Origin of the sequence: Mycobacterium aquaticum (assembly GCF_002086485.1) — a bacterium.
Lineage (GTDB): Bacteria > Actinomycetota > Actinomycetes > Mycobacteriales > Mycobacteriaceae > Mycobacterium > Mycobacterium aquaticum.
Map to the genome: position 1 here is coordinate 1 of NZ_MVHF01000095.1, position 996 is coordinate 996.

General features: G+C 59.4%; 1 pseudogene. It reads right to left on the reverse strand.

Going from position 1 to position 996, the window contains the following annotated elements:
• Window positions 1-729: 729 nt before the first annotated feature.
• A pseudogene (locus tag BST13_RS38045) lies at window positions 730-996 on the reverse strand (glucose-6-phosphate isomerase); the annotation flags it as partial.

Here is a 996-nt window from a genome sequence, read left to right on the forward strand (position 1 = left end):
CGCAGGTGGGTCTGGCCGATCTTGTCGTGATGACGGATCAGAGCTTGCCACGCGGCAGTGGTCGAAATATCGGCGCTGGTGCTTACGGCGCTCATGGTCATATGCAGAACCTGGCTAACTTCCTTGGACGGTTATCTGTGCGCGATGAGACTCGAAGAAGAGGGTGTATCGATTGGTGGCTGCCGGTTCAGCGCGGAAGGCGTAACGGGGCGTGGGCATTCTCGCGAAGACTTGCGGAGTCCCGTACTGATCACCAGGTGCTGCCGGCGACCGGGAAGGCAGTGTCGGGGACTCTCTCCTTCTTGAAGGCAGCGGAGCGCTGGTGCGAACTCCACTGCTGTGATGCCAATCACATCCGATAGATCAAGTTACGTCCCCCACATGGTACGCGGCACAATTCATCTAGTCCAGACTTTTTTAGAACCTTCATGTTGCGCGCTCATGTCCGAGTTCCCGGCTGCCCGTCTTTTTGGCGGCCTCAGCGGACATCTCGCCTGCCAACCTTGTGTCGCAACAGTGTTCGGGCCAGTTCTCCGAAGGTTGCGGAAAGCAACTTGCCGATGGGGTGGCCGAAACCCGCGTCAAAAAAGGTCTAAATAAAAAGTCCTGAACTACAGCTTTAAGCTATGGCCGCCGCGGTATGCGAAGTGTCGTAGGGCGACCGTCGAAGTGAGTCGCCGGATTTGTCCCTGGGGTGAATGTCGGTGGACTTCCGTTCTCCGCACGGGGTTATGCGGAGCGGCCTCGTTCGACGCGGTAGCGGCGGACGAGGGCGTCGGTGGAGGAGTCGGTTTGTTTGGCGGGGGATTGGTCGGCGGTGATGACGGGTAGGAGGGCTTTGGCCTGGGTCTTGCCCAACTCGACGCCCCATTGGTCGAACGAGTCGATGCCCCAGATGGCGCCTTCGGTGAACACCTGATGTTCGTAGAGGGCGATGAGTTGGCCGATGACCGAGGGGGTGAGTTTGGTGGCCAGGATCGAGGTGGTCGGCCGGTT